Consider the following 25,560-nt stretch of genomic DNA (forward strand, 5'->3'; position numbering starts at 1 on the left):
TACTAACAGGAGGTGTTACCTTCATTCTCATTGTAGAGTGAAGGTTCTAATTGGATATTGTTAATTTGATTTTAGTCGCCGTTTTAATCGCGCTGACGGCATTTTTCGTAGCATCTGAGTTTGCCATTATCAGGATCAGAGGCTCACGGATTGATCAGTTGATCGCGGAAGGAAATAAATCAGCCATTGCCGCAAAAAAAGTGACCACGCACCTTGATGAATATTTATCAGCGTGCCAGCTGGGAATTACATTGACCTCGATTGGATTAGGGGTTTTAGGCGAGTCGACAATTGAAAGGCTTCTTCACCCGCTTTTCGTACAGATGAACATGCCAGGTTCACTGTCTCACGTCATCTCATTCATCCTTGCCTACGCCATCATTACTTTCCTGCACGTCGTTGTGGGAGAATTGGCGCCTAAGACGGTCGCAATTCAGAAAGCTGAAGCAGTGTCCATGCTGTTTGCCAAACCGCTGATTTGGTTCTACCGCATTATGTTCCCATTTATTTGGGTGCTGAACAACTCAGCACGATTATTAACGAAAGCTTTCGGCTTGGAGACCGTTTCTGAAAATGAACTGGCTCACTCCGAAGAAGAATTGCGGATTATCTTATCCGAAAGCTATAAAAGCGGAGAAATCAACCAATCAGAATTTAAATACGTGAATAAGATATTTGAATTTGATGACAGGCTTGCGAAAGAAATTATGATTCCAAGAACCGAAATTGTCAGCCTGCCGCACGATATTACGATCGCTGACATGATGGAAATCATTCAAATTGAAAAATATACCCGCTACCCAGTAGAAGAGGGCGATAAAGATAATATTATCGGGGTTATTAATATTAAAGAAGTGCTGACCGCATGCATCAGCGGCGAGGTTTCTGTTGATTCCACCATCTCTCAATTTGTGAATCCGATCATTCATGTGATTGAATCTGCGCCAATCCATGATTTGCTTGTCAAAATGCAAAAAGAAAGAGTCCACATGGCAATCCTGTCAGATGAATACGGCGGAACTGCCGGACTGGTGACCGTTGAGGACATTATTGAAGAGATCGTTGGCGAAATCCGCGATGAGTTTGATATTGATGAGATCAGCGAAATCCGCAAGATTGGCGAAGGCCATTACATGCTGGACGGTAAAGTCTTGATCGACCAAGTGAATGAGCTGCTCGGCATTCATTTAGAGAATGAGGAAGTCGATACGATCGGCGGCTGGTTCCTTACTCAGAAATACGATGTTGAAAAGAACGATTCTATTATCGAAGAAGGCTGTGAATTTATTATTAATGAAATTGACGGCCACCACGTCGCTTATATTGAAGTGAAAAAGCTCGCAGCAGAAGAGCTGATAGAAGTTGGAGAGTCGCAAGAAGCATAATTTTGAAAAAGACACCTTTTATTGAGGTGTCTTTTTTATTCTGGTTCGTTTTTGACATTGTCATACCTTTCTTCTGAAAACTGCTGCTAATAAATCGGTCATCCGTGGGAACTCTAAAAAGGTGCAACTGCGAGAAAAACGAATATTTCCGCATCATTATAGAAAGGAGCGAAAACATGAAAGTTGTCGTAACTGGAGCAGCAGGTAAAATCGGACGCTGGGCTGTAAGAACGTTATTAGAGGCTGGCCATGATGTGACAGCATCAGACAGAGTATTAAAAGAAGAGTCCGCATCGAAAACATTTATTCAAGCAGATTTACGGGATTACGGCCAGGTATGTCAGCTAATCATGGGCTGCGACGCTGTGGTTCATCTTGGCAATATTCCTACAGATGTCAGGAATACCTCCCAGGCGATATTTGAAAATAATATGCTTGTTAATTTTAATATCCTGGAAGCCTGTAAAGACTTTAAAATCCGTAAGCTTGTGTGGGCTTCAAGTGAAACGGTGCTGGGATATCCATTTGTGCCGGACGAGCTCAGTTACCTTCCCGTAGACGAGGAGCATCCAACGATCGTAAAGTCATCTTATGCGATGGCAAAACGGCTGACCGAAATCCTCTCAGATATGTATTCAAAGCTGATCAATACACAAATTGTCACTCTCCGCTTTGCGAATATATATGAGCCTGATGAGTACGAAAAAATCCCAGGCATGCACTGGAACGAGCAGCAAAAGGATATTCAAAAGAAAAATGCATGGGCGTATTGTGATGTCAGGGATGCTGCACATGCTTGCCTTCTAGCACTCGAAAAAAACAATCTCGGAAATGACGTCTTCCATATTACTGCACCCGATACCATCATGAAAGAGCCTAGTGAAGACTTAGTAAAACGATTTTTCCCCGATGTATCTTTAAAGAGAGATATAAAAGGATATGAAACGCTGATGGCAATCGATAAAGCCAAAAAGGTCCTTGGCTATGAACCGCGTTATACATGGCGCTCTGTATTAAATAATGACGGCTCTCTTAAAGCACTGCCAGAGGATCAGCTCTCACTATCAAAAATATAAACACCACAAAAAAAGCAGCAGGTGATCACCGAACTCCTGCTGCTTTTTTTATATCATAATCATTTAAATTGATATCCAAATCCATTTTGAGGGCCAGCTTCGCCAACTGCTCCCCCATATAGGGGCCCATTGTTAAACCAGACGATCCAAGACCGTTTGCCACTATCACCCCATCCCAGCCGGGAAGAGATCCGATCACCGGCACATCACCTGGTGTAAAGGGGCGTAAACCGACTCTTGCCTCTTGAAAGGTGCTGTTTGCTAAGCCGGGAGCCATTTCTAATCCCTTGTTTAGCAGTTCCTGCAGCCCGCCAGCCGTTATCCTTACATCACGTCCGCCTATCTCATCTTCACGTGTCGCGCCGATAGCTATTCTATTGTCATGATAAGCTAAAAGATATTCTTTGGAAGGCGGCATCACTGCAGGCCAGCTGTCAATATGATTTACATTCGGCACCTGCACATACACAATTTGCGCTTTCTGCGCACTTACTTTGAAGTGAATGCCTAAAGGCGCTAACAATTGGTCTGCCCAAACACCGGCACAAACAATAACCTCATCAGAAGAATAGATTTCATTACCGACAGTGACGCCTGTGACACGATTCGAATGATGTCGGAGCGCAGCATCACCTTTTAAAATGACTGCACCGTTTCTTTGAGCAGATCTCAATAATGTATCTCGCAGCACTTCTCCATCCACGCGGGCAGCTCCGCTTATATGAACAGAATGGTACCGTTCAGCAAGCAGAGGAAACAAATCTGCGGTTTGGTTTTCATGAAGAAAGGATATCTCACCGATTTCCAAGGCAGCTTGTTTACGCTCCCGCACACGTTTTTCGATCGTTTCGATCTTTTCTTTATCGCGATGAATACTAAGAGCACCGACTTGAGCATAACCAATGTCCGTCTCGCCTTCTTTTCTAAGTTCTTCTATGAACCGAGGATAAAAGCGCGCTCCGTCCTTTGCCAGCCGGTACCAAGCCTGATCACGACGAGGAGACAGCCATGGACAGATAATGCCTTTCGCTGCATGGGTGGCCTGGCCCTTATCTTTCCGATCTATAACCAGAACCTCTGCACCCATTTTGGCTAGCTGATATGCTGTTGATGCTCCCAAAATTCCAGCCCCGACTATTATCATTTTTTTCATGAACCATAACCTTTCCCAATGATCAATTCCTCACTTAGTATAGCTAATGGCCCAGGAAATTATAAACAATCGGGAAATTGGCGAGTGCAATGACTGATGAATTACAGTTGTTCGAGCTTCTTTTCAAGCTCTTTAATGCTGTGATTCAAAGCCTCTGTCATAGCCGCCAGCCTTTCCTTAGACGGAAGGTGGGCAAAATCAGCCTGCTGCAAAGGTTTACCGATAATCAGCTTCATTTTTCCTTTTTTGAACAACGCCTTTCCGCTTGAAGGTCCTTTATAAGCAGCCGGAACAAGGGGCGCTTTCCCCATTTGCGCAATTGTCACTGCGCCTCTCTTCAAAGGCACATCCTCAGAGGTTCTTGTTCCGCTTGGGAAGATTCCGACAATCTCTCCTTCTTTCAGCAGCTTAATCGGCGTTTTAATGCTGCTTGGGCCAGGATTTTCCCGGTCTACCGGAAAGGCATGAATTTTCTTCAAAAACGAACCGATCCATTTATTTTGAAAAAGCTCTTTTTTCGCCATGTAGTGTATTTGATAAGGAAGAATCCCGACTCCGAGTGTGATCACATCAACCCAGCCAGAGTGTGTACACGCGATGACAAAACCTGAATCGGCCGGAAGGTTTTCTTTGTTATACACCTTCACTCCTCCGCGAAGAGAAAGAATAACTTTTAAAGCATTTGCACAAAACTTATACATATCGCACTTCCTTTGTCGTAATCAATGATTCTTTCTGTTACTTATTATAACAACATTTTTTATTACCTGGTACTAATTTTTGAGATTTCTCTTTTCTTAACGTCAAAAAGCTGAGGAATCATCCTCAGCTTTTTGTTATATACCCCTCTCTTGTCGGAGGCGCCATAAATTCCGGTCCAACCGGGTTTGATATCGTATTTTTCAAAATGGTATTGATGTCTTTTTTATCTTCGCTGCTCAGCGTCCAGCCGATAATTTCTGATACCGCCTCTATTTGTTGAGGTTGTCTTGCCCCCCAAAGGGCGATTCCCGCTCCCGGCTGGTCTAAAATCCATCTCACAGCCAGATGAATCACAGATTTTCCATAGCGTGTCTTCGCCAAGTCTTCTAATTGACTGACTGCAGAAAGATATTCTTTAAATCTCGGCTTCTGGAATTTCGGATCGTGATTTCGGAGATCGTCTCCCTCAAACGAATGATCTTCTGTCATTTTTCCCGTTAACAGCCCTCTACATAAACTGCCGTACAATAGTGTTGTTATCTGTTTGTCTTTCGCATACGGGAGCACATTCTCTTCAATGTCTCTTTCAAACAGATTGTAAGGAGGCTGGATTGTATGAAGCGGAGCAACAGCCCGAAACGTATCCATTTGTTCAACCGAGAAATTACTGACGCCAATCGCGCGGATTTTCCCGGCATCATATAATTCCTTCATCACTTCTGCCGTTTCCTCTATCGGCACAAGCGGATCAGGCCAATGCACCTGATATAGATCGATATAATCTGTCTGCAGCCGTTGCAGGGAATCCTCGACTTCCTGTATAATTCTCGCTCTGTTAGCATGGCGGAACAGCTGATTGTTTTTCCAATCCAACGCCGTTTTAGTTGCAAGAACAACCTGATCTCTTGCCCCATGCTGCTTGATCGCCTTCCCGACAATTTCTTCGGACTGCCCGAAGCCATATGCCGGCGCGGTGTCAATCAGTGTGATCCCCTTATCAAGAGCGGCGCGGATGGTTTCGATCGATGTTTTTTCATCAGTGCCTCCCCACATGGTTCCGCCGATCGCCCATGTGCCGAGGCCAATTCGGGAGGCTTTTATTCCTGTGTCTGAGATACTGGTATATTCCATTGTGCCACTCCTTCACTTTTTCACTATGTTTTCCCTGATGGAAAAAATGTTAAACATTTCTCACCACTATCTTTCAGGGCAAATTTTTTGTACTATAGAGTAATGGTGTTTGATTACGTATTAAAAAGCCGTTTGCATGTAATGTGCAACTTTAAACCTTTCTTATGCGTGTATAACATAGAGGGGAGAAAAGGCAGTGACGATCGATGAAATTTACCAAATGTACATGAATGATGTTTATAGGTTCCTGCTCTCTATGACAAAAGACAAGCATCTTGCCGAAGACTTGCTGCAGGAAACCTTTATGCGGGCATACATACACATTCACTCCTATGATCACAGCAAAGTAAAGCCCTGGCTTTTTCAAGTGGCGCGGAACGCCTTCATTGATTACGTCAGAAAGCATAAGAAAGAAGTTACCATTTCTGATGATTTGATTGGAAGTCTCTTTCAAACTGCTGTTCAGAGCCCTGCCCACCAGGTAGAGATAAAGGAAGTGCTGACTGGTTATATGTCCGAGCTCCCCGATAACTATCGGGAGGCGTTAACACTATATTATTTAAAAGAATTAAATTACAAAGAAGCATCCCATATTATGAATATTTCAGAGGCGAATTTTAAAAGTGTTTTGTTTCGTGCCAGACAGCGGCTGAAAGCACTTTATAATAGAGGTGTTAATGATGAATGAAGAATTTAAAAAGCGTTTTGATCAATATAAAAACGGTGAAATGAGCGATCAGGAAATGACCGCGTTTGAAGAGGAACTTGAGAAACTCGAAGTGTATCAGGAACTGATTGATAGTGAGCTGCCAGACGATCATGATTGGGATGTCGACATCAGTCCTGAAAAACAAAAAGCCATTCTGGCCTACGGCAAACGGAAGTCTTATTTGCGTATTTCCGCTCTTGCCGTCATATCGACATTAATGATTTTGCCGCTATGTACGCTGGGAAGCTACCTCTATTACGGAATGGGAGGAAAACACAGCACCGGCAATGAATTTATGGAAACTGCCGCAGTCACTGTAGCCCTGACTATGCCTAATGTTCTTGTTGATACTTCTGGACTGAAGAGTCAGGTGAAGCTGTTTGGCATGAATACAGAATTCCCGCTGCAAAAACAGATTGGCACGAAAACAGCTGCCGTGGGGAATGAACGGGTGGAAATGTTTTATGACCGAGTGAAAGCGCCGGTCGTCAACTACTATGACTTAGAAATCCATAAAGCCGGCCATTACTTTACACACCCATCAAGCGGATCTGAACAAACAACCGCAAAAGCGGAAAAAACATTAAAAACTTTGCCTGAAGGGACTGTTTCCGAGGTCTACCTTTCTTATGACCGGGCATACCCGACAAAAGAAGTGTATAAAAAATTCAGAGGTTATGATGTAAGCTTTTTGTGGAACGCGATTGAAACAGAGAACAATACAAAGAATACCGCTTACGCAGAGCCGCTTGGCTACCCAGGGAAAGACTCAAAGTTCCTGGCTGCGCTTAATACAAAAGGGAAGTCCAACGGCGACCAATTTATCGATGCTTTAACTTACATATCGAAGCACGAAAAATGGGCGCAGGTCATTTCAAAACGAAAAGACTTAAAAGTAGATTCCCGCTTGGATTATGTAGAGAAAAATGGTGTTAATGTATACGGCTCTGTCGTTACAGGACCGACCAAGGAAATCCAGCGCATGCTGAAAAACAAATCAGTAAAATCAGCAAATGTCGGCGAGGTGGAATTATGGAATTGGTAAGAATTTTTAAAGAACATAATGTATTTGGCTGGATATCTGTCGGGACAGCGATTCTGTCTTTGCTCTTGCTTAATTTGGCGATTATCAGCAATGTGACCTCTTATTCTTATCAAATGCTGCCGTTTGCCATGGCCGCCGTTCCGTTTGGCATTATTGAGCTATTCATTAAAAGAGGACGCACGGGTCCCGGCCTGCTCGGCGTTGTCCTTAATCTCTTTGTGATTATCTGTGTGTATACTATTGTGTCTGTGGATACCAACTTACAGTTTGGCTTTTAGAAAAAAGACGCCTGAAACGGCGTCTTTTTTTATGACAGCTGTTTTCTGAATAAATAGCTTTCAATCGTAAATCCCATTTTATCCGTATAAAATCTGTGGGCGTCTTTGCGCTGAAGACCAGATGAAAGACTGACAAGAGGATAGCCCGCATCTTTCGCCCAGTTTGCCGCATAATCCAAAAGAAGTTTGCCGTACCCTTTAGATCTGTAAGACCCGCTTGTGACAAGATCCGCTATCCACACGTACTCTCCTTGATGAAGCGAAACCCTTGGCAGCGCGCCGCACAGTGCCCTGATCGCTTTATCCTCATATAAAGCAAACAGCATATACGACTCTTTTTGGACACAGCGCTCCAGCCTATGTAAATACGTCTCTTCATCCAGCTCTGTTCTTAATTCGTGCATCACCGGATATGCTTCCATCCACTCTTCTCTAGTCGTTAATTGTTTGATATGAAGCATCTTATCAATCCCCTCTCCATTCGTTACAATGATGATATCCGATTTATGGCATTCGCCAAATAGCCAAAACCAGAAAATATGACCACGCCAGATGGAAAGGAGAGATAAAATGGATATCACGCCGTTTCTGGACAAAACAAGCAAAACACCGCTGTATGAACAGCTTTACACCTATTTCAAACAAGAAATGTCACATGCCAGAATCACCAAGGGAATGAGGCTTCCGTCAAAACGCAGGCTCTCCGGCTTGCTCGGTGTCAGCACAGCAACGGTAGAACGCGCCTACGAGCAATTAACCGCTGAAGGATATGTCAAAAGCAAGCCTAAAATCGGCTGGTTTGCAGCAGACATTGAACCTGAGTTTCCGGATGCTCCAATACCATATCAACCGCCTCCGCAGCCGGTCACTCATAAAGAAGTAGAATCTGTTATTAACTTTCATCAAGGAAATGTCGATCCGGTCCACTTTCCCTTTAACGCGTGGCGAAAAAGCATGGTGAAAAGTCTGGATCGGTATTCTGAACAATTTCAAACCTCAGGCGATCCTCAAGGAGAACCTGCACTCAGAGAAATGATAGCCCGATTTGTCCGACTGTCACGCGGTGTCAATTGTGACCCCAGCCAAATTATCATCGGAGCAGGCACTACCGTCCTTCTGCAAATTCTTTGCCTTACGCTTCAGCCGGGAACAAAAATCGGTTTTGAAGAACCGGGATTTCACCGTTCAAGACGAATGTTTGAGGCCAATCACATGAATGTGATTCCCATTTGCACAGATGAAGAAGGAGTCCTGCCGGCTAGCCTTAAACACGAGAGCCCGCATCTCGTCTATACGACTCCCTCGCATCAATTCCCGCTCGGGACGATAATGACGATCGCCCGAAGACAGGAGCTGCTGTCTTGGGCAAAAGAGGCAAACTCATTTATTATTGAGGATGATTATGATGGAGAATTTCGCTACAGCGGACAGCCCATTCCATCGCTGCAAGGCCTTGACCCGAATGGCAGGGTCATTTATCTCGGCACTTTTTCAAAATCATTGCTCCCTTCCTTGCGGATCAGCTATATGATTCTTCCTGCTCCACTTATTGAACCCGTAAGAAAAAATGCGCTTTTGATGAAACAGACGGTCTCTTCCCATAATCAATTGGCACTGGCAGATTTCATTGAAAACGGCGAATGGCAAAAGCATTTGAACAGGATGAGATCCTTATATCGAAAAAAACACGCTGTTCTGCTCGAAGCGATACGAACTGAGCTGGGAGACAGCGTGGAGGTTCTCGGAAAAAACTCGGGGCTCCATATCCTTCTTCGGCTTATGTTTTCAGCCAGTGAGGATGAAGCGATAAAAGCCGCTGCCAAAAACAGAGTGAATGTCTATCCGGTATCTCCATCTTACAAGAGCCGGCCGCCGTTTGTTTATGTCTTAATGGGTTATGGAGGGCTTTGTGAAGAGGACATCCGGCTCGGTATCAAAAAGCTGAAAACCGCTTGGGAGCCGCTGATGAAATCATAATAAACAAAAAAACAGGCCCCCAGCGGAGCCTGTTTTTCTAAAAGGATATAATTCCGATTAAATTTAAGAACACGATAATAATAGCCAGCGGGACAACGAAACGGAGCAAATAAAACCATATATAAAAGAATGCTTTGCCGGGATGTGATCCTTTTCTCATTTCTGCCCATAGCTCCTGTTTCGATATTTTCAGCGGAATGAAAATAGAAATTAACAGGGCGCCTAACGGCAGCAAAACATTGCTGACGGTAAAATCGACAACGTCAAAAAACGTCTTATCAAATATGCTTACATCGCTCAGCACGCCATAGGATAAGCAAGATGGGATACCGACTAAGAAGATCAAAAACCCGCTTGTCCATGACAGCTTTTTCCTCTTCGATTCGTCCCCTTTGCCGATAATGGCTACAATCATTTCCACCATTGAAAAGGCAGAGGTCAGTGCGGCAAATAAAAATGCGACAAGAAAGCCGATGAAAAACAGGATACCGAACGGCAGCTGTTCAAAAACGGCCGGAAGCACTGTAAACAGCAAAGTCGGACCTTCATTCGGCTCCAATCCGAAGGAGAAAACAGCAGGAAAAATAGCCAAACCTGCCAAAAGTGTCACAATGATATTCATGACGACAATGGAGGCTGCAGAACGCGGGATATTTTGCGTTTTCGGCAGATAGGAGCTGTAGGTCACCATGACCGAAACCCCCAGTGTTAACGTAAAGAAAGCCTGTCCCAGCGCAAACAAAACAGACTCCGGGGTCAAATCGCCGAAATGGGGCACAAGCAAAAATTTCACGCCTTCCATCGCATGATCCAGCGTGAGCGACCGAAGAACAAGCAGGACAAACAATATAAACAAAATCGGCATCATCACCGCGCTTACCCGTTCAATCCCTTTTTGAACCCCTCTGGCGACAACCAGCACAGTCAGTACCATAAAGATAAGCTGAGCCGCGAGCGTCTGCACAGGGTTTTGAATAACAGAGCCAAAAAGTGCACCGTACTGCTCCTGGGTGAGACCGGACAGTGAACCCGATGCTGTTTTTACTATATATAGTAAAATCCATCCTCCGATAACACTGTAAAACGATAAAACTAAGAAACAAGCCGCTACACCGACCCATCCTGTGAGAAACCAAGCTGTTCGCGGCGCTTCTTTTTTATATGCATCAATGGCATTCGTTTGGTTCCGTCTTCCAAAGATAAATTCTCCTACTAAAAGCGGATAGCCCAAGAGAATGGTAAATAGCACAAAAATAAGGAAAAAGGCGCCTCCTCCATTCGTCCCCGCTACATAAGGGAACTTCCAAATCGCGCCTAAGCCGATGGCTGATCCAGCGGCAGCCATGACGAAACCGATTTTTGAAGCCCATTGGACTGGTTTTTGCTCAGACAATGATGTCACTTCCTTTCCAGCCTATATTATCTCTTATTTTCATGCTGATTTCTATATATTCATTTGATGAGAATAGAAAAGAGAGCAGCCAGTGTAAGCCGCTCTCTTCTTTGAGAGTTATTGATTTAATTTTGAATGCTTTCTTGAATATAAGAAATAGATCGCCATGCCAATTAACAGCCATACAAGGAAGCGGACAATCGTCACCCAGCCGAGATTTAAAATTAAGAACAGGCAGAATAGAATTGCTAAGCCCGGGATAACCGGAACCCCCGGACATTTAAAGGCTCTCGGAAGATCAGGCTGTTTCTTTCTCAACACAATAACCGCGGCAGAAATCAGCACAAACGCTGAAAGCGTTCCGATGTTTACCAGCTTGGCGAGCTCATCAAGCGGAACAAGTGAACCGAGGAGCGCCGACATAATGCCGAAAAACCAAGTCGCAACATAAGGAGTTTTATGCTTCGGATGAACCTTAGAAAGCGATCCTGGAACCAGGCCGTCACGAGACATAGCAAACATGACACGTGTCTGTCCATAAAGCATCACAAGCATAACCGTTGTCATTCCCAAAACCGCACCGATATCGATAATGCCTGCCACCCAGTTTTGCCCCGCGCTTTGAAGAACGAGAGAAACCGGATGATCGATGCCTTCAAACTGGGCAAAAGGAACAACCCCTGTCATGATGGCTGATACAGTAACATATAAAATGGTACAAACCAATAATGAGAAAATAATTCCTTTCGGCAGATCCTTCCCAGGGTTTTTCGTCTCTTCCGCGGCAGAGGATACAGCGTCAAATCCGATAAAAGCAAAGAAAACGAGCGCCGCTGCGCTGAATACGCCGCCAAAGCCCATTGGCATAAACGGCTGCCAGTTATCCGGCTTCACGTAGACAGCTGCCACCGCAATAAATAAGAGAACGACCAGCACTTTTAAAATCACCATAATGTTGTTGACTCTTTTAGATTCTCTGATGCCTAAATAAAGCAAATACGTAATGGCCAGAACAATGACAAACGCAGGCAGATTAAAAATGGTAAATGTTCCTTTTATAGCCCCCGGAGCAGCCGTTAAGGCCACCGGAAGATGAATGCCAAGCCCGGACAAAAATGATTGAAAATAGCCGGACCACCCGACTGAAACGGCACTTACCGCCAGCATATACTCTAAAATTAAATCCCACCCGATAATGAAGGCCAAAAGTTCTCCCATTGTAGCATAAGTAAATGTATACACCGAACCTGAGACAGGCACACTTGAAGCAAATTCAGCGTAAGACAATGCAGCGAATAAACAAGCCAGCGCTGCGACAACAAATGAAACGGTCAGTCCGGGTCCGGCAGTAACCGCCCCTGTCCCCGTCAGTACAAAAATCCCAGTACCTATAATGGCCCCAATCCCAAGCAGTGTTAAGTCAAATGCCCCTAATTCTCTTTTTAAAGATTTTTCACCTTTCGTTGCAGCGATTAAATCCTGAATACTTTTCTTCCTAAATACGCTTCCTTTCATTCCCCTTCAACTCCTAGCTGATGATCTCTTTATATTTTATTTGAATTTTCTGAATTCATGAGCAACAATGACCGTTTTTCTTTTTTTCTACTATATTTGTACTGGTGATGAATCATTCCTTTCTCCTACTCAATATTATATATAAAAATCTAAAAATGAAAACTAAATTTTTAAAAAATTCGACAAATTTCTGCACTGGCCTATTTTCATGCACAAAAAAACCAGCAATTCTGCTGGTTTTTTGTACATTATGTTGAAATAAAACGGCCGCCATTCACGTGAATCGTCTGTCCCGTCATATAGGAAGATTCATCAGATGCGAGCAAAACGTATACACCTGCATGCTCAACCGGCTGTCCCGGTCTGCCCATCGGTGTATCAAGTCCATGCTGTTTCACTTTTTCTTCCGGGAATGTCGCCGGGATCAGCGGTGTCCAAATCGGGCCGGGCGCCACCGCATTCACTCTGATGCCTTTATCCGCAAGAGATTTGCTCATTGATCGTGTAAAGGAGACAATTGCACCCTTTGTACTGGAATAATCAATTAATGCGGTATCTCCTTCATAAGCGGTAATCGATGTCGTATTAATGATTGCGCTCCCTTCTTTCAAGTGAGGCAACGCTTTCTTTGTCATATGAAACATAGCAAAAATGTTCGTGCGGAAGGTTTTTTCAAGCTGTTCTGTTGAAATATCAAGAATACTGTCCTGCGGGTGCTGTTCAGCAGCGTTGTTAACCAAAATATCCAGCTTCCCAAAATGGTCTACGGTTTGCTGTACAGCCTGTTCACAATGCTTCTCATCTCCGATATCCCCAGGAATCAACAGGCAGCGGACGTTTTCCTGTTCAACTTGTTTTCGCGTTTCCTCCGCGTCAGAATGTTCGTCCAGATAAAGAATGGAGACGTCTGCCCCTTCTTTTGCATACGCAATTGCTGCCGCTCTCCCGATTCCGCTGTCGCCTCCTGTAATGATCGCGACTTTTCCTTTCAGTTTTCCGCTTCCTTTGTAATCACGGTCTTCTGTTAAAGGAAAAGGATTCATTTCAGACTCAATCCCCGGCTGACGGTCCTGCCCCTGCGGTTTTTGTCCTTCTGTTTGTCTGTCCATTGGGTTCATATTGATCACTCCTAGACATGATGATATTGAATGTTTACCACATCACAGAAGCGAATAAACTGCAAAATATGTTATGAAAGTACTTCTTCAGGAATAGCCCCTGTATATTTAGCTGACGGACGGAAAATCACGTTGTTTTCTGCTTGCTCCAGCACATGTGCGCACCAGCCTACCATTCGGCTTGCTGAAAACGTCGGTGTAAACAAGTCATCATCAAAATCAATCGCCTTCATGACAGCAGCTGCATAGAATTCAACGTTTGTGTACAGCTTACGGCCCGGTTTGTAGATGTCCAGCAAACGAATCGCTTCTGCCTCTACATGCAGCGCCAGATCCAAATCACGGTCATCGCCTGCAACCTCTTCAGCTTTCTGTCTCAAAGCTTCTGCACGCGGATCTTTCGTCTTATACACGCGGTGCCCAAATCCCATCAGGCGTTCTCCTTTTTCAAGCTTTGCTGTCAAATACGCTGCAGCATTCGCTTTTTCTCCAATGTCTTCAAGCATTTTTGTTACAGCAGAAGGAGCCCCTCCATGAAGCGGGCCTTTCATCGTGCCAAGCGCCGCGGTAATGGCCGATACCAAATCACTCTCTGTAGACAAAGTAACCCGTGCCGAAAAAGTTGATGCGTTCATGCCATGCTCCATGGCCAGAATCATATATGTTTCAAGCGCTTTCTTTTTTGCTTCTGAAGGCTGTTCACCTGTGAGCATATAATAATAGTTTTCAACATGTCCGTACTGGGAAGATGGCTCAATGGCTTGCTCGCCGCGCACCCAGCGTTTTCTGTAAGCGATAATAGACGGCGTGATGGCAATCAGCCGAATCGCTTCTTCTATTTTTGGATAAAACGTGTACGTATTTTCCCCTAATGCTGAAACAACCGTTCTCAGCACCGACATGTCGTCCATGTTATTTGGCAGCGACTGAATCAAACTTTCGATGCGGTCAGGCAGGTTTCGCTCCGCGATCAGCTTTTCTTCAAATGTCCGTAATTCATCTGATGCTGGCAGTTTTCCAAATAAAATCAAGTAAGCGGCTTCTTCAAAGCTGTGTTGCAGCGCGATGTCTTTTGCATGATGCCCTCTGTAGATAAGGCGCCCTTTTTCGCCGTCAATATGGCTGATTGATGTGTCCACACATGTAATTCCCTTTAATCCGTAATGTACCATTTGTATTCCCCCTATCCTTTTCTGTTATTATAGTAAATATAATATTTAAAAAATATTGAATATTTTAAAGGGAATTAATTAAAAATATTAATCAGAGGGAGAATGGAAATGGATTTCAAATGGCTTCACACCTTTGTGACCGCTGCGAAATATGAAAACTTCAGAAAAACAGCGGAAACGCTTTTTTTATCTCAGCCCACTGTAACCGTACATATCAAGCAATTAGAAAAAGAAATCAGCTGCAAGCTATTCGAGCGAAAAGGCAGACAGATTCAGTTAACCGATGAAGGCAGGGCTTATTTGCCGTTTGCACTGAGGCTGCTTGATGACTATGAAAACAGCATGGCAGAGCTCCACAGAGTAAGACAAGGCTACTCTCAAACCTTACAGCTCGCGGTTTCGCCGCTTATTGCCGATACTGTGCTTCCATCTGTTATGAAACGATACACATCAATAAATACTGAAACAGAAATTGCAGTGAAGATTTTTGAATCGGCAGAAATCTCGTCCCTGATTAAATCCGGCGAGGCGGATATCGGACTGAGCTGTTTAAAAGTCCAGTCTTCTTCTTTAACATGCCACTGTTTATATAAGGACCCTGTCGTCCTCGTTGCGCCTCCTGATCGGCGCTTCACAGCAGACGAAGAAATTGATGCCAAAGAGGTGCTTGAGCAGTACCTGCTTTTGACCCACAATCATCCTGACTACTGGGACGACTTACTCCGTCAAGTCAGAGTGACCCTTCCATTTGTGAGAACAATGAAGGTCACACAAACCCATATAACGAAACGGTTTATAAAAGAAGGACTTGGCGTTTCATTCCTCCCATTATCTACAGTAAAGCGCGAATTAGAGGAGAAACAGATGATCAGAATCCCTTACCATTCTGTGCAGCTGCCCTATGCCGGTGCTTATGCGATCGCCCTTTATGAAAATAAGAAGGAAAAAAAGTTTTTGGACTTTTTATCACATTTTCATTTTTAGATGTAACCAAAACAAAGATGCTCCGTCTAATGAAAAAAACCCGTTCTATGAACGGGTTACTTTGTAAAATTAGAATCTTTTCGCACCAAGGTAGCGAGGCTTCCAGTAGCTGTTGTTCAGGCTGCTGATTTGTACGCCGTCAGATCCTGCATGAACGAAACTGTTGTTTCCAACGTAAATCCCCATGTGAGAAGGGCCGGATTTATATGTTGTAAAGAATACGAAATCACCGACAGACGGGCTGGCAATGCTCTTCATGGAGCTCCAATATCCCGCAGTGCTCGTTCTTGCCACACTTGTTTGTTTGTTTAATACGTACCAAATGAATCCGCTGCAGTCAAAACCGGAAGTTGTTGTTCCGCCCCATTTGTACGGCGTTCCAGTTAGCGCTTTTGCATCAGAGACCAGTTTGCTTACGTTAAGTGATGTAGATGATACTTTGCTGCTTGAGCTAGATGAAGGCTTAGAGGAAGTTACAGTATTTGAACCTGTTCCTTTCACCTTCAATACTTGTCCGACATAGATTAAATCTGATTTTAAGCCATTGAGACTCTTTAATTTGCTAACCGTTGTACCGTATTTTTTCGCGATTTTAGATAGACTGTCGCCGCTCACTACTTTGTATGTAGAAGTTGCAGACGTCGACACGTTTGATGAGCTTGAACTGCTTGAACTGCTTGAGCCCTTCACTTTCAGAACTTGTCCGATACGGAGAAGATCTGATTTTAAGCCGTTCAGTTTTTTCAGTTCATTGATCGTCATGCCGTATTTTTTGGAAATTTTCCAAAGGCTGTCGCCGCTCACTACTTTGTATGTAGAAGAAGATGAACTGCTGCTTTTTGAACTTGATGCTGTCGATTTACCGTTAATGGATAAAGTCTGTCCTGCGTAAATGATATCGGAATGAAGCTTGTTTTCTGATTTAATTTTACTTATTGTCGTGCCGTATTTTCTTGAAAGATCCCATAACGTGTCACCTTTTTTTACCTTGACGCTTTGTGCAGATGCCGCTCCTGCAAATAAAGTCGATCCTAAAACAACTGCTGTTGTAGCTGTAATGATTTGCTTTTTCATGTTTTCCTCCCTAAATATGTATATCTATCATTATCTCTTTTTTTTAATTAATCATCTTGTTTTCTATTATAAGGTTGTATTCCCAATAGAAATAGTCTTGACTTCACGTGACAAATTTCTTAATTATTCGTTTTCAAAAAAAGTTTTTAAGGGTATTAAATATTTCATTTTCGTTTCAAAGGTGACAAAAAACGAGTGCTTTTGTCATGTTATTTGGACGCTTTATCAACATTTAGGAAATAATTGAAGGGGATTTTAGGTATTTAGAACATAGCCGAAAATTGGAGACTGATAGCATTCGATAAAAACTGCGAATAATCGCAGTTTTTTTATTTAAACAACCATATCACGCATAAAACATGTGGTAAAGATTTTTCTGGAAAAATGAATGCTTTGATAAAAGAAAGGCAAGATAACGGAACAGCCATTTTATATTCATCACAATCCTTTACTGAATATTTACAGGATCAACAGCCGCACTTTACAAACATTCCCTATCGTAATAAGCAGAACAAATTAAAGGAGGCCTGCAAAAATGAGTCTGTTTCAAAAAATGAAATCAAAATTGCTGCCAGTCGCAGCTGTTTCCGTGCTTACAGCCGGTATATTCGCCGGTGCAGAGCTGCAGCAGACCGAAAAAGCAAGCGCAAAAAAACAAAACAAAGATGAGATCAGAAATGTCATTGTGATGATTGGTGACGGCATGGGAGCATCATACATAAACGCTTACCGTTCCATGAAAAATAACGGTGAAACACCGAACAACCCGACGTTAACTGAATTTGACCGGAACCTGACAGGCATGATGATGACGCATCCGGATGACCCTGACTATACTATTACAGATTCAGCTGCAGCCGGAACAGCATTAGCGACAGGCGTTAAGACATATAACAATGCAATTGGTGTCGATAAAAACGGAAAAAAAGTAAAATCAATACTTGAAGAAGCCAAACAGCAAGGCAAGTCAACAGGGCTTGTCGCAACTTCTGAAATTAACCACGCCACACCCGCAGCATACGGCGCCCACAATGAATCCCGGAAAAACATGAACCAAATCGCCAACAGCTATATGGATGATAAAATAAAAGGCAAACAAAAAATTGACGTTTTGCTTGGCGGCGGAAAATCCTACTTTACCCGCAAGGACAGAAATTTAACGAAAGAATTTAAGCAAGCTGGCTACAGCTATGTGACAACAAAACAAGCGCTGAAGAAAAATAAAGATCAGCAGGTGCTCGGGCTTTTTGCAGACGGAGGGCTTGATAAGTCGCTCGACCGCGACAGCAAAACCCCATCCCTGAAAGATATGACTGTTTCAGCAATTGACCGGCTGAATCATAATAAAAAAGGATTTTTCTTGATGGTCGAAGGCAGCCAAATTGACTGGGCCGCTCATGACAATGATACTGTCGGAGCGATGAGCGAGGTTAGAGATTTTGAACAGGCGTATAAAGCTGCCATTGAATTCGCGAAAAAAGATAAACATACGCTGGTGATAGCAGCTGCTGATCATACGACAGGCGGATTCACCATTGGGGCAAACGGTGAAAAAAATTGGCATGCGGAGCCGATTTTGGCTGCGAAAAGAACACCTGAATTTATGGCCAAAAAAATCAGCGAAGGCAAACCTGTCAAAGATGTGCTGGCCCGCTATACAGATCTGGATTTTACACGTGAAGAAATCAAAAGCGTTGAAGCCGCTTCACAAGCTGACAAAAGCAAAGGCGCATACAAAGCCATCATCAAGATTTTCAACACCCGCTCTAACAGCGGCTGGACCAGTACCGATCATACCGGTGAAGAAGTGCCGGTTTACGCGTACGGCCCCGGAAAAGAGAAATTCAGCGGCCTGATCAACAATACCGACCAGGCAAAAATCATATTTAGGATTTTGAAAACAGGAAAATAAAAAGGATGCAGATCGCTGCATCCTTTTTTCTTATAAATACCTGCGGTGAACCCCTTTTCCGTCATACGAAAACATCACTTGCTTATCCTCCAGCACGGATTCGATATGCACGCTTCTTCCCCACAGCTGGTATAAATAAGGAAGCACTTTCTCCAAGTATTTCAAATCCAGTTCTATGCCCTCATACCAATGCTTAATTAAGAGCTCGTTATTTTTCAAATAATCGCCGTCGTCTACAGTCAAATACGGAAACCCACCGTTTACCCGCATGCTCACAAGCTGGTCGCGCACAGCCTCCCACTCTTTATCGACGATTTTGTAGTCTCTGCCCTGCTTTTGGAACAAGTAAAGGTCCTCGCGCATCACTAAATCTTTTGTTAAATAATTGCGGATGAATGAGATATCTGATTCAATCTCTCTAACTTCAAACATTTTTTCCCGGCCCGCGTTCGGCTTGACGCCCATTTTCTTCATTTCCTCAGTCGGATTGTTGTACCGTTCCTCAATATCTTCAAAAATCTTCAGTCCCAAATAATAAGGGTTGATTCCCGTTTTTGACGGCTGGACAACCCCGGCATTCAGCTTGGCGAACTCTATCGCTTCATCAGAGGTTAAATCAAGCTCCCGGATAATTCTTTGATGCCAGTATGAAGCCCATCCTTCATTCATTATCTTCGTTTCCAGCTGAGGCCAAAAATAAAGCATTTCTTCTCTCATCATCGTCAAAATATCACGCTGCCACGGCTCAAGTTCCCTTGAATGCTCCTCAATAAAAAGGAGAATATCTTTTTCGGGCCGAGGCGGGAAAGGTTTTTTTGATTTTTTCAATTGTTTTCTCGGTTTCTTCTCATCTAAATTCCATAGATCATCGTACGGCGTAGCCATTTCCTCACACTCTTCTTCCTCATCATCCACACTCCACTGGAGCTTCGGACGCACCAAAGACGGATCGATATGCTCCTGGATTGAAAGAATCGCGTCTAAAAAGGCCTCTACTTCCTGTATTCCATGAATGCGTTCATAATGCTTAATCCGCTCCGCCGTGGCTGCCATGCTTTCCACCATGTCACGCTTCGTGTTTTGGAAGCGGCAGTTGTTTTTGAAAAAGTCACAGTGGGCGAGAACGTGGGCGACAATCAATTTATTTTGAATCAGTGAATTGCTGTCCAGCAAAAAGGCGTAGCATGGGTCTGAGTTAATGACAAGCTCATAAATTTTGCTTAATCCAAGGTCATAATGCAGTTTCATTTTGTGAAACTGTTTCCCGAAGCTCCAGTGGCTGAATCTTGTCGGCATCCCGTACGCGCCGAATGTATAAATAATTTCAGCCGGGCAGATTTCATACCTCATCGGATAGAAATCAAGGCCGAATCCTTTTGCTACTTCGGTAATTTCCTCAATCGCCCGCTGTAATCCCTTTTTCTCCTCCGCGTTCAACCGAATCCCCCCTACTTGGACTTATCTATAATGTATGAGCCCGCCTGACAAAAGATGATAAGTCACATTTCTGCCTGACAAAAACTTGCCCGGCACACTAACCTGTTTGCCGAATGTGTCATTCGAACGCAACATTCAAAACAATGAAGTTGATAACGAAAAACCGTTCAAAACAAAATCCCCAGAATGACATGCACTAAGAAAAGCGTATGCTCAGCTTCTATTAAAAGGAAAATTCCTTTTTTTTCATTTTATAATAGATTATGATAAGATATAGAAAATGTCTTATTCCGAGGTCTTAATATGAAGTTAACAAATTATACAGATTATTCATTACGAGTTTTGATTTTTCTGGCTGCAGAACGTCCCGGAGAACTTTCAAATATAAAACAGATCGCCGAAACGTATTCTATTTCAAAAAATCATCTCATGAAAGTCATATATAGGCTCGGTCAGCTCGGATACGTGGAAACGATACGCGGACGGGGCGGCGGCATACGTTTAGGCATGGATCCTGAAGACATTAATATCGGGGAGGTCGTCAGAAAAACAGAAGACGATTTTAATATTGTTGAATGTTTTGATGCGAATAGAAATCTCTGTATTATTTCTCCGGTGTGCGGCTTAAAACACGTGCTTAATGAAGCGCTTATGGCCTATCTTGCCGTTTTAAACAAATACACGCTGCGAGACCTTGTCAAAAACAAAGAGGAGATTATGCAGCTTTTGAAAATGAAGGAATAATTGATGATTCCTTCTTTTTTTATGCCTTTTTTCATGCGTTCTGTTAAGAAAATGTGACTGATTTTTTAAAAAAGCAAAACGATGAGATGAATCTGCCGATATAAAAAAGAAACAGCATATTCAAAATCATTGGGGGAAAAAGGAGAGCTCAGATGAAAAAAAAATTAGCAGCAGGGCTGACAGCAACCGCGATTGTCAGCTCAACATTAGCGATGACACCCGCTGAAGCAGCAACGATTAAAGTCAAAAGCGGAGATTCCTTATGGAAGCTGGCGCAAACCTACAACACAAGTGTAGCAGCCATTTCATCCGCCAACCATCTTTCGACGACCGTCCTGTCAATTGGCCAGACGCTTACCATTCCAGGCAGCAACTCCGACACTTCATCATCTTCTTCAGGGTCAAAAAAGAAGAGCGGAAATGCTGTTTATACAGTGAAAAGCGGCGATTCACTATGGCTGATTGCCAATGAGTATAAGATGTCGGTACAAGAACTGAAAAAGTTAAACGGATTGAGCAGCGACATGATTCGTGCAGGGCAGAAATTAAAAGTATCCGGAAAAGTTTCTTCACATTCAAGTTCCGGCACTTCAAACAGTCCCAAATCGAGCTCAAGCTCTTCAGCAAAGACTGGCACTTACAAAGTGCAGCTTGGTGATTCGCTTTGGAAAATCGCAAACAAAGTCAATATGTCCATCGCTGAATTGAAGGTATTGAACAATTTAAAATCAGATACCATTTATGTGAATCAAGTGTTAAAAACAAAATCAGCGGGTTCTAATTCGTCATCCAAAGACAATTCATCCAAATCGAATCAATCAGCGTCAGCAACAACGAAGTACACCGTAAAAAGCGGAGACTCACTTTGGAAAATCGCAAACAAATATAACCTGACTGTACAGCAAATCCGAAACAGCAACAATCTGAAATCAGACGTTCTGTACGTTGGACAAGTGCTAAAGCTGACCGGCAAATCATCTTCCGGCACATCAACATCACCGTCTTCGTCAAATTCCAGCTCCGGCACCACGACGACTACATATACGGTGAAGAGCGGTGATTCCTTATGGGTAATCGCTCAAAAGTTCAATGTGACAGCCCAGCAGATTCGGGAGAAAAACAACTTGAAAACCGATGTTTTACAAATCGGCCAGAAGCTCACGATTACAGGCAAAGCTTCATCCCCTTCTTCAAGTTCCGGATCTTCAGGCAGCACCATCTCAACCAGCGCGAAGATTAACAAAATGATCGCGGCCGCTAAGGAGCAGCTTGGCGTTCCATATCGCTGGGGAGGAACGACACCGGCCGGATTTGACTGCAGCGGATTCATTTACTATGCGCTAAACAAAGTCACATCTGTGTCCAGATTAACGGCGGCCGGCTACTGGAACACCATGAAATCTGTCAGCCAGCCTGCAGTCGGAGACTTTGTCTTCTTTTCGACATACAAAGCCGGTCCTTCTCACGTCGGGATTTACCTTGGAAACGGGGAATTCATTAATGCCAACGACTCCGGGGTCGTCATTTCAAATATGAACAACTCATACTGGAAACAGCGCTACCTCGGTGCAAAGCGTTATTTCTAAAAATGAAACTGTATAGCCTTTGTCGGCTGTACAGTTTTTTTATTAAAGACGAAACACATTGATGCTGATCATATGTTTTGTCACAGGGTGAAAATATACTTCAGCTCGCACGGAAAATGTTTCGTCATTCTGGCTGACAGTCACCCGAAAAACATCCTTTGTCTGCTGGTCATTCACCTCGGTCCGCCCCATATAGGCGTAATCGGAAAAAGAAGCCCCTTTATATTCATCTTGAATTTTACTCCAAGCGAGCTGTTCCCACTTTTGAACAGACTCGTTCATGTTTTCTGAATGCCCTTTTGCAGCCATTGATACGAGGATTAGTCCGCAAAAAAGAAGCGCAATGGTATACGGCAGAGATTTCATGTGTTCAGTCTCCTGTACCCAGATTATTTTCCTCTTAGGTTTTCCAAAACCGCTTTCTTCATTCAGACATTTTCATTTTATGTCTCCCTCATATTGCTATCCCAGTTCTGACGCAGACGCCAAGTTTTGCCCCGTCAATAACTTCTGATACGGCATAAACTAATCCTGAACTTCTCACACAGGAAAGGAGAAGCGGTTGACATGGATTATGCTGATTATGACAAAGCACTGTATTACACCCATCGTTCCCAATGGGATAACTTATTAATTTTAATGGTGCGGACAGAGGATGATTTGTTATCAAAACGAATTGAGCACTTTTTGCATGCATACCATTTTGAACAGGATTATGCTGTATTAGAAAAGGTGCTGTATTCTCTTCTCCGCTATATTGACCATGCCACTGAGCTGACATATGAGGATCAATTAACGCTTCTCACATAAAACAAACCCCGGGGTTAGACGCCGGGGTTTCCTGTATTTGCGAACATGTGCAATTCTTCCATCAGCTCTTTTATGCTGACCGCCATGTGTTCTGTTACTGTTGCATTTTCCACATCAATTGTTACCGGATCAAGCACAAGCTGCCTCGGAATGACATTGGCATATAAGCCCCGCATCACGGTTCTCATATTGTTCAGCGCATTGATTCCGCCTTTTCCGCCGCCTGCTGCTGCCAAAAGTGCTACTGGCTTATATTTGAATTGTTCGTTGCTTAAAAAATCCAGTGCATTTTTTAAGGTGCCGCTCATGCCGCTGTGATATTCAGGAGATAGTAATACAATCGCATCGGCTTCGCTGACACGCTGCTTTAGCTCCTGTACCCGCATAAGTTCAGCCTGGTCGGCTTCACCGTTAAATAACGGCAATAGAAATTCGCTTAAATCAATCAAATCCGTGTGATACAGAGATGATATAAAGGCTGCCGCAACTCTTGTCCTGCCATGTTTTCTCGGCGAGCCGCTCATGACTAATATATTCATTTGGTGATCTCTCCATTCAGGTTGTATTTCACTGCAAATAGCGCTGCTTGTGTGCGGTCCGCCAGCTCAAGCTTTGCTAAAAGATTAGACACATGAGTTTTTACTGTTTTTTCTGAAATAAACAAAGACGCCGCGATTTCTTTATTGCTTTTTCCGCAAGCAATTTGATTTAGCACATCTCTTTCCCGGCGGGTTAATTGATAATATTTTTCTTTTTCCGGTTCATTCTGTTTTTTCATATGTGTCAGCACATGGGGCATAATAGCTGAAGACAGCATGTATTCACCTGAATAGACCTGTCTCAATGTTTTCACCAATTCCTCCGGCTCTGTATCCTTCAACTGATACGCCTTCGCTCCTGCCTGAAGCGCAGGGATGACATGCTCCTGATCGGAGTAACTCGTCAGTACGATGATATGCACGCCGGGAAATTGCTGTACTGCTTTTTTTGTTGCCACTATTCCATCCATTTCCGGCATCGACAGATCCATCAGCACGAGATCCGGCTTTGTTTCTTCAATGACACGGAGGGCCTCAATTCCGGTTGCCGCTTCTCCGACAACTTCAATGTCATCCTTGGTGGCAAAGAAAAAACGAAGCCCCTTCCGGACAACATGGTGATCATCCGCAATGACAATTCTCATCTCACTGTCCTTCCTTTCTGATTGGTAAGCGGAAGCCTGACGGACAGCTTCGTGCCCGCTCCAAGCTCTGATGCAATGGAAAATTCCGCGCCGGCTTTTTCTGCCCGCTCTTTCATACCTTTGATGCCAAGTGAAGGCAGTCCGGCGTGCGCTTCATAACAAAACCCTGTCCCATGATCGATAATATCCAGTTCTGCATAGGAAGAAGAAGAAGCCATTCTGACATATGCCGTATCAGTCCCGGCATGCTTTTTGCAATTATTGAGGGCTTCCTGCGCGACGCGCCACAGCATATGCTCCTCTTCATCACGAAGGACCGGACATCCTTTTTGTGTAAAGACGACATTCAATCCGATCAGTGTGCCGTAGCTTTTAATGGCTTCAGCCAGCCCTTTTTCTAATCCTCCGGGGCGAAGCTGCCAGATTAAGGACTTCATTTCAGCCAGAGCGTCCTGCGATAACGTTTGAATAAAATCAATCATTTGCTGCAGGGTCTCGTCCTGTGTTAATGTCTTTGCCGCTTTGGCAGTTAAACTGACGGAAAACAGCATCTGGTTGACTGAATCATGCAGCTCCTGAGCGAGACGGTTCCGCTCCATTAAAAGAGCGTTTTTTTGTTTGTATTCAGCAAGCCTCATCCGCTGTATTGCCGTTCCGATCTGAAACGCAACGGCCTCCAGCAAATGAAGCTCCTCCTCATCAAAAAGTGTTTTTCCGGCCGCCGCCACATTTAATAAACCAAACCGTCTGTCTCCACCTTCTAAGGGAACGGTCGCATGATGGGTAATCCCTTCTGTGTCAAAACAATGCAGCTCTACAGCTGATTCTATGCGTTTACAGTTCATAATATTGGCTGCTTTTCTAAGTCCGCCGTTATTGAATTTCGTCAGGCAATAGCACTCCCCTTCACACATCAGCACTTTTTCCCTGCGGCTTAAAGCAGGCGGCAGGTATGCGTCTGCGGCTAACGTATAGGAACCGTCCTCTTCAATGAGAAAGATCCATCCAGACTGCAGATTCGTTAAGCTCAGCAATTCTTTTAAAACTTCATTCAGCGTTGCTTTGACATCGTGTCCTTGATTTAAAGTCTCCGCAATGGTTTTCAGCGTTCTTAATTTTTCCATCCTCGGTTTGGTCAAGTCTCTCACTCCGGCTATGGTTATTATCTAAGATTAT

25 protein-coding genes are annotated in these 25,560 nt (G+C 43.7%); 11 read left to right on the forward strand and 14 right to left on the reverse strand.

Annotation, left to right across the window (positions count from 1 at the left end; translation table 11 throughout):
• The first annotated feature begins 50 nt into the window (after window positions 1-50).
• Together V6D42_RS09745 and V6D42_RS09750 are read left to right on the forward strand one after the other, a co-directional pair.
• Window positions 51-1,385 carry a hemolysin family protein gene (locus tag V6D42_RS09745; RefSeq protein WP_333513075.1) on the forward strand — a complete coding sequence of 445 codons (1,335 nt, stop codon included), beginning with the start codon at window positions 51-53 and terminating at the stop codon, window positions 1,383-1,385.
• 176 nt (window positions 1,386-1,561) lie between these two features.
• Complete coding sequence (locus V6D42_RS09750) at window positions 1,562-2,461, forward strand: NAD-dependent epimerase/dehydratase family protein (RefSeq protein WP_010333553.1); 900 nt, start codon at window positions 1,562-1,564, stop codon at window positions 2,459-2,461.
• A 25-nt stretch (window positions 2,462-2,486) separates the two neighbouring features.
• Here V6D42_RS09750 and V6D42_RS09755 read toward each other — a convergent pair whose 3' ends face one another.
• The 3 genes from V6D42_RS09755 to V6D42_RS09765 all read right to left on the reverse strand — a co-directional run bounded on the left by V6D42_RS09755 (window position 2,487) and on the right by V6D42_RS09765 (window position 5,447).
• Window positions 2,487-3,614: an NAD(P)/FAD-dependent oxidoreductase gene (locus V6D42_RS09755; protein ID WP_333513076.1), complete on the reverse strand. Its 1,128-nt coding sequence runs from the start codon at window positions 3,612-3,614 to the stop codon at window positions 2,487-2,489.
• 101 nt (window positions 3,615-3,715) lie between these two features.
• Window positions 3,716-4,315 (reverse strand): 1-acylglycerol-3-phosphate O-acyltransferase, encoded by a 600-nt coding sequence (locus V6D42_RS09760; protein WP_010333551.1) that lies wholly within the window; start codon window positions 4,313-4,315, stop codon window positions 3,716-3,718.
• Between the two features lie 124 nt (window positions 4,316-4,439).
• Entirely contained in the window at window positions 4,440-5,447 is a 1,008-nt protein-coding gene (locus tag V6D42_RS09765; RefSeq protein WP_333513077.1) for an aldo/keto reductase, read from the reverse strand.
• A gap of 196 nt (window positions 5,448-5,643) precedes the next feature.
• Between V6D42_RS09765 and sigM the strand changes: the two genes are divergently transcribed.
• The 3 genes from sigM to V6D42_RS09780 are packed head-to-tail and all read left to right on the forward strand — an operon-like array spanning window position 5,644 to window position 7,479.
• Window positions 5,644-6,135 carry an RNA polymerase sigma factor SigM gene (gene sigM, locus V6D42_RS09770; RefSeq protein ID WP_024120735.1) on the forward strand — a complete coding sequence of 164 codons (492 nt, stop codon included), beginning with the start codon at window positions 5,644-5,646 and terminating at the stop codon, window positions 6,133-6,135.
• On the forward strand, window positions 6,125-7,201 hold the full coding sequence (locus tag V6D42_RS09775) for an anti-sigma factor (protein WP_333513078.1): 1,077 nt from the start codon (window positions 6,125-6,127) through the stop codon (window positions 7,199-7,201). Before sigM ends, V6D42_RS09775 begins: the two co-directional genes overlap by 11 nt.
• Window positions 7,189-7,479 (forward strand): hypothetical protein, encoded by a 291-nt coding sequence (locus V6D42_RS09780; RefSeq protein ID WP_010333547.1) that lies wholly within the window; start codon window positions 7,189-7,191, stop codon window positions 7,477-7,479. Before V6D42_RS09775 ends, V6D42_RS09780 begins: the two co-directional genes overlap by 13 nt.
• A 29-nt stretch (window positions 7,480-7,508) precedes the next feature.
• Here the strand turns inward: V6D42_RS09780 and V6D42_RS09785 are convergent, their stop codons facing one another.
• A complete protein-coding gene (locus tag V6D42_RS09785) occupies window positions 7,509-7,940 on the reverse strand; it encodes a GNAT family N-acetyltransferase (RefSeq protein WP_333513079.1) in 432 nt (143 codons plus the stop codon).
• 109 nt (window positions 7,941-8,049) lie between these two features.
• Here V6D42_RS09785 and pdxR point away from each other — a divergent pair, with 109 nt between their 5' ends.
• Entirely contained in the window at window positions 8,050-9,456 is a 1,407-nt protein-coding gene (gene pdxR, locus V6D42_RS09790) for a MocR-like pyridoxine biosynthesis transcription factor PdxR (protein WP_333513080.1), read from the forward strand.
• Between the two features lie 37 nt (window positions 9,457-9,493).
• On the opposite strand, the gene V6D42_RS09795 is transcribed toward pdxR, so the two are convergent.
• From V6D42_RS09795 to citA, 4 genes are all read right to left on the reverse strand, one after another.
• Window positions 9,494-10,849: a sodium-dependent transporter gene (locus V6D42_RS09795; RefSeq protein ID WP_333513081.1), complete on the reverse strand. Its 1,356-nt coding sequence runs from the start codon at window positions 10,847-10,849 to the stop codon at window positions 9,494-9,496.
• 117 nt (window positions 10,850-10,966) lie between these two features.
• Window positions 10,967-12,364, reverse strand: a complete 1,398-nt coding sequence (gene bcaP, locus V6D42_RS09800; RefSeq protein WP_333513082.1) for a branched-chain amino acid transporter BcaP — start codon at window positions 12,362-12,364, stop codon at window positions 10,967-10,969.
• 248 nt (window positions 12,365-12,612) lie between these two features.
• Window positions 12,613-13,482 (reverse strand): SDR family oxidoreductase, encoded by an 870-nt coding sequence (locus V6D42_RS09805; protein ID WP_333513083.1) that lies wholly within the window; start codon window positions 13,480-13,482, stop codon window positions 12,613-12,615.
• Between the two features lie 71 nt (window positions 13,483-13,553).
• Window positions 13,554-14,654: a citrate synthase CitA gene (gene citA / locus V6D42_RS09810; protein WP_333513084.1), complete on the reverse strand. Its 1,101-nt coding sequence runs from the start codon at window positions 14,652-14,654 to the stop codon at window positions 13,554-13,556.
• Window positions 14,655-14,762: 108 nt separating this feature from the next.
• Between citA and citR the strand changes: the two genes are divergently transcribed.
• Window positions 14,763-15,638 carry a transcriptional regulator CitR gene (gene citR / locus V6D42_RS09815; RefSeq protein WP_333513085.1) on the forward strand — a complete coding sequence of 292 codons (876 nt, stop codon included), beginning with the start codon at window positions 14,763-14,765 and terminating at the stop codon, window positions 15,636-15,638.
• A gap of 69 nt (window positions 15,639-15,707) precedes the next feature.
• Here citR and V6D42_RS09820 read toward each other — a convergent pair whose 3' ends face one another.
• Complete coding sequence (locus V6D42_RS09820; RefSeq protein ID WP_333513086.1) at window positions 15,708-16,712, reverse strand: C40 family peptidase; 1,005 nt, start codon at window positions 16,710-16,712, stop codon at window positions 15,708-15,710.
• 535 nt (window positions 16,713-17,247) lie between these two features.
• On the opposite strand from V6D42_RS09820, the gene V6D42_RS09825 reads away from it, so the two are divergent.
• The gene (locus V6D42_RS09825; protein WP_333513087.1) at window positions 17,248-18,624 is read left to right on the forward strand and encodes an alkaline phosphatase; all 1,377 of its coding nucleotides are present in this window, start codon (window positions 17,248-17,250) and stop codon (window positions 18,622-18,624) included.
• 30 nt (window positions 18,625-18,654) lie between these two features.
• Here V6D42_RS09825 and spoVR read toward each other — a convergent pair whose 3' ends face one another.
• On the reverse strand, window positions 18,655-20,061 hold the full coding sequence (spoVR, locus tag V6D42_RS09830) for a stage V sporulation protein SpoVR (protein ID WP_029441196.1): 1,407 nt from the start codon (window positions 20,059-20,061) through the stop codon (window positions 18,655-18,657).
• A gap of 303 nt (window positions 20,062-20,364) precedes the next feature.
• Between spoVR and nsrR the strand changes: the two genes are divergently transcribed.
• Window positions 20,365-20,805 (forward strand): nitric oxide-sensing transcriptional repressor NsrR, encoded by a 441-nt coding sequence (gene nsrR / locus V6D42_RS09835; RefSeq protein ID WP_010333538.1) that lies wholly within the window; start codon window positions 20,365-20,367, stop codon window positions 20,803-20,805.
• Window positions 20,806-20,957: 152 nt separating this feature from the next.
• Complete coding sequence (locus tag V6D42_RS09840) at window positions 20,958-22,391, forward strand: C40 family peptidase (RefSeq protein ID WP_333513088.1); 1,434 nt, start codon at window positions 20,958-20,960, stop codon at window positions 22,389-22,391.
• Window positions 22,392-22,433: 42 nt separating this feature from the next.
• Here V6D42_RS09840 and V6D42_RS09845 read toward each other — a convergent pair whose 3' ends face one another.
• Window positions 22,434-22,757, reverse strand: coding sequence for a YqzG/YhdC family protein (locus tag V6D42_RS09845; RefSeq protein ID WP_229147617.1), 324 nt, complete (start codon window positions 22,755-22,757; stop codon window positions 22,434-22,436).
• A 201-nt stretch (window positions 22,758-22,958) separates the two neighbouring features.
• On the opposite strand from V6D42_RS09845, the gene V6D42_RS09850 reads away from it, so the two are divergent.
• Window positions 22,959-23,201, forward strand: a complete 243-nt coding sequence (locus tag V6D42_RS09850) for a YhdB family protein (protein ID WP_010333534.1) — start codon at window positions 22,959-22,961, stop codon at window positions 23,199-23,201.
• A gap of 14 nt (window positions 23,202-23,215) precedes the next feature.
• Here V6D42_RS09850 and V6D42_RS09855 read toward each other — a convergent pair whose 3' ends face one another.
• The 3 genes from V6D42_RS09855 to V6D42_RS09865 are packed head-to-tail and all read right to left on the reverse strand — an operon-like array spanning window position 23,216 to window position 25,523.
• Window positions 23,216-23,740, reverse strand: coding sequence for an NADPH-dependent FMN reductase (locus V6D42_RS09855; RefSeq protein WP_333513089.1), 525 nt, complete (start codon window positions 23,738-23,740; stop codon window positions 23,216-23,218).
• The gene (locus tag V6D42_RS09860; RefSeq protein WP_333513090.1) at window positions 23,737-24,384 is read right to left on the reverse strand and encodes a response regulator transcription factor; all 648 of its coding nucleotides are present in this window, start codon (window positions 24,382-24,384) and stop codon (window positions 23,737-23,739) included. The genes V6D42_RS09855 and V6D42_RS09860 overlap by 4 nt, the downstream gene beginning before the upstream one ends.
• Window positions 24,381-25,523, reverse strand: a complete 1,143-nt coding sequence (locus V6D42_RS09865; protein WP_333513091.1) for a GAF domain-containing sensor histidine kinase — start codon at window positions 25,521-25,523, stop codon at window positions 24,381-24,383. Before V6D42_RS09865 ends, V6D42_RS09860 begins: the two co-directional genes overlap by 4 nt.
• Window positions 25,524-25,560 lie beyond the last annotated feature (37 nt).

This window comes from Bacillus sp. 0909A, assembly GCF_036765115.1.
Taxonomy (GTDB): Bacteria; Bacillota; Bacilli; order Bacillales; family Bacillaceae; genus Bacillus; species Bacillus mojavensis.

Excerpts from the sequence above, each read along its gene's own strand:
- V6D42_RS09750 (WP_010333553.1), top strand. The coding sequence starts at position 1,562 with ATGAAAGTTGTCGTAACTGGAGCAGCAGGTAAAATCGGACGCTGGGCT.
- V6D42_RS09755 (WP_333513076.1), bottom strand. The coding sequence starts at position 3,614 with ATGAAAAAAATGATAATAGTCGGGGCTGGAATTTTGGGAGCATCAACA.
- V6D42_RS09760 (WP_010333551.1), bottom strand. The coding sequence starts at position 4,315 with ATGTATAAGTTTTGTGCAAATGCTTTAAAAGTTATTCTTTCTCTTCGC.
- V6D42_RS09765 (WP_333513077.1), bottom strand. The coding sequence starts at position 5,447 with ATGGAATATACCAGTATCTCAGACACAGGAATAAAAGCCTCCCGAATT.
- V6D42_RS09775 (WP_333513078.1), top strand. The coding sequence starts at position 6,125 with ATGATGAATGAAGAATTTAAAAAGCGTTTTGATCAATATAAAAACGGT.
- V6D42_RS09780 (WP_010333547.1), top strand. The coding sequence starts at position 7,189 with ATGGAATTGGTAAGAATTTTTAAAGAACATAATGTATTTGGCTGGATA.
- V6D42_RS09785 (WP_333513079.1), bottom strand. The coding sequence starts at position 7,940 with ATGCTTCATATCAAACAATTAACGACTAGAGAAGAGTGGATGGAAGCA.
- pdxR (WP_333513080.1), top strand. The coding sequence starts at position 8,050 with ATGGATATCACGCCGTTTCTGGACAAAACAAGCAAAACACCGCTGTAT.
- bcaP (WP_333513082.1), bottom strand. The coding sequence starts at position 12,364 with ATGAAAGGAAGCGTATTTAGGAAGAAAAGTATTCAGGATTTAATCGCT.
- V6D42_RS09805 (WP_333513083.1), bottom strand. The coding sequence starts at position 13,482 with ATGAACCCAATGGACAGACAAACAGAAGGACAAAAACCGCAGGGGCAG.
- citA (WP_333513084.1), bottom strand. The coding sequence starts at position 14,654 with ATGGTACATTACGGATTAAAGGGAATTACATGTGTGGACACATCAATC.
- citR (WP_333513085.1), top strand. The coding sequence starts at position 14,763 with ATGGATTTCAAATGGCTTCACACCTTTGTGACCGCTGCGAAATATGAA.
- V6D42_RS09820 (WP_333513086.1), bottom strand. The coding sequence starts at position 16,712 with ATGAAAAAGCAAATCATTACAGCTACAACAGCAGTTGTTTTAGGATCG.
- V6D42_RS09825 (WP_333513087.1), top strand. The coding sequence starts at position 17,248 with ATGAGTCTGTTTCAAAAAATGAAATCAAAATTGCTGCCAGTCGCAGCT.
- nsrR (WP_010333538.1), top strand. The coding sequence starts at position 20,365 with ATGAAGTTAACAAATTATACAGATTATTCATTACGAGTTTTGATTTTT.
- V6D42_RS09840 (WP_333513088.1), top strand. The coding sequence starts at position 20,958 with ATGAAAAAAAAATTAGCAGCAGGGCTGACAGCAACCGCGATTGTCAGC.
- V6D42_RS09845 (WP_229147617.1), bottom strand. The coding sequence starts at position 22,757 with ATGAAATCTCTGCCGTATACCATTGCGCTTCTTTTTTGCGGACTAATC.
- V6D42_RS09850 (WP_010333534.1), top strand. The coding sequence starts at position 22,959 with ATGGATTATGCTGATTATGACAAAGCACTGTATTACACCCATCGTTCC.
- V6D42_RS09855 (WP_333513089.1), bottom strand. The coding sequence starts at position 23,740 with ATGAATATATTAGTCATGAGCGGCTCGCCGAGAAAACATGGCAGGACA.
- V6D42_RS09860 (WP_333513090.1), bottom strand. The coding sequence starts at position 24,384 with ATGAGAATTGTCATTGCGGATGATCACCATGTTGTCCGGAAGGGGCTT.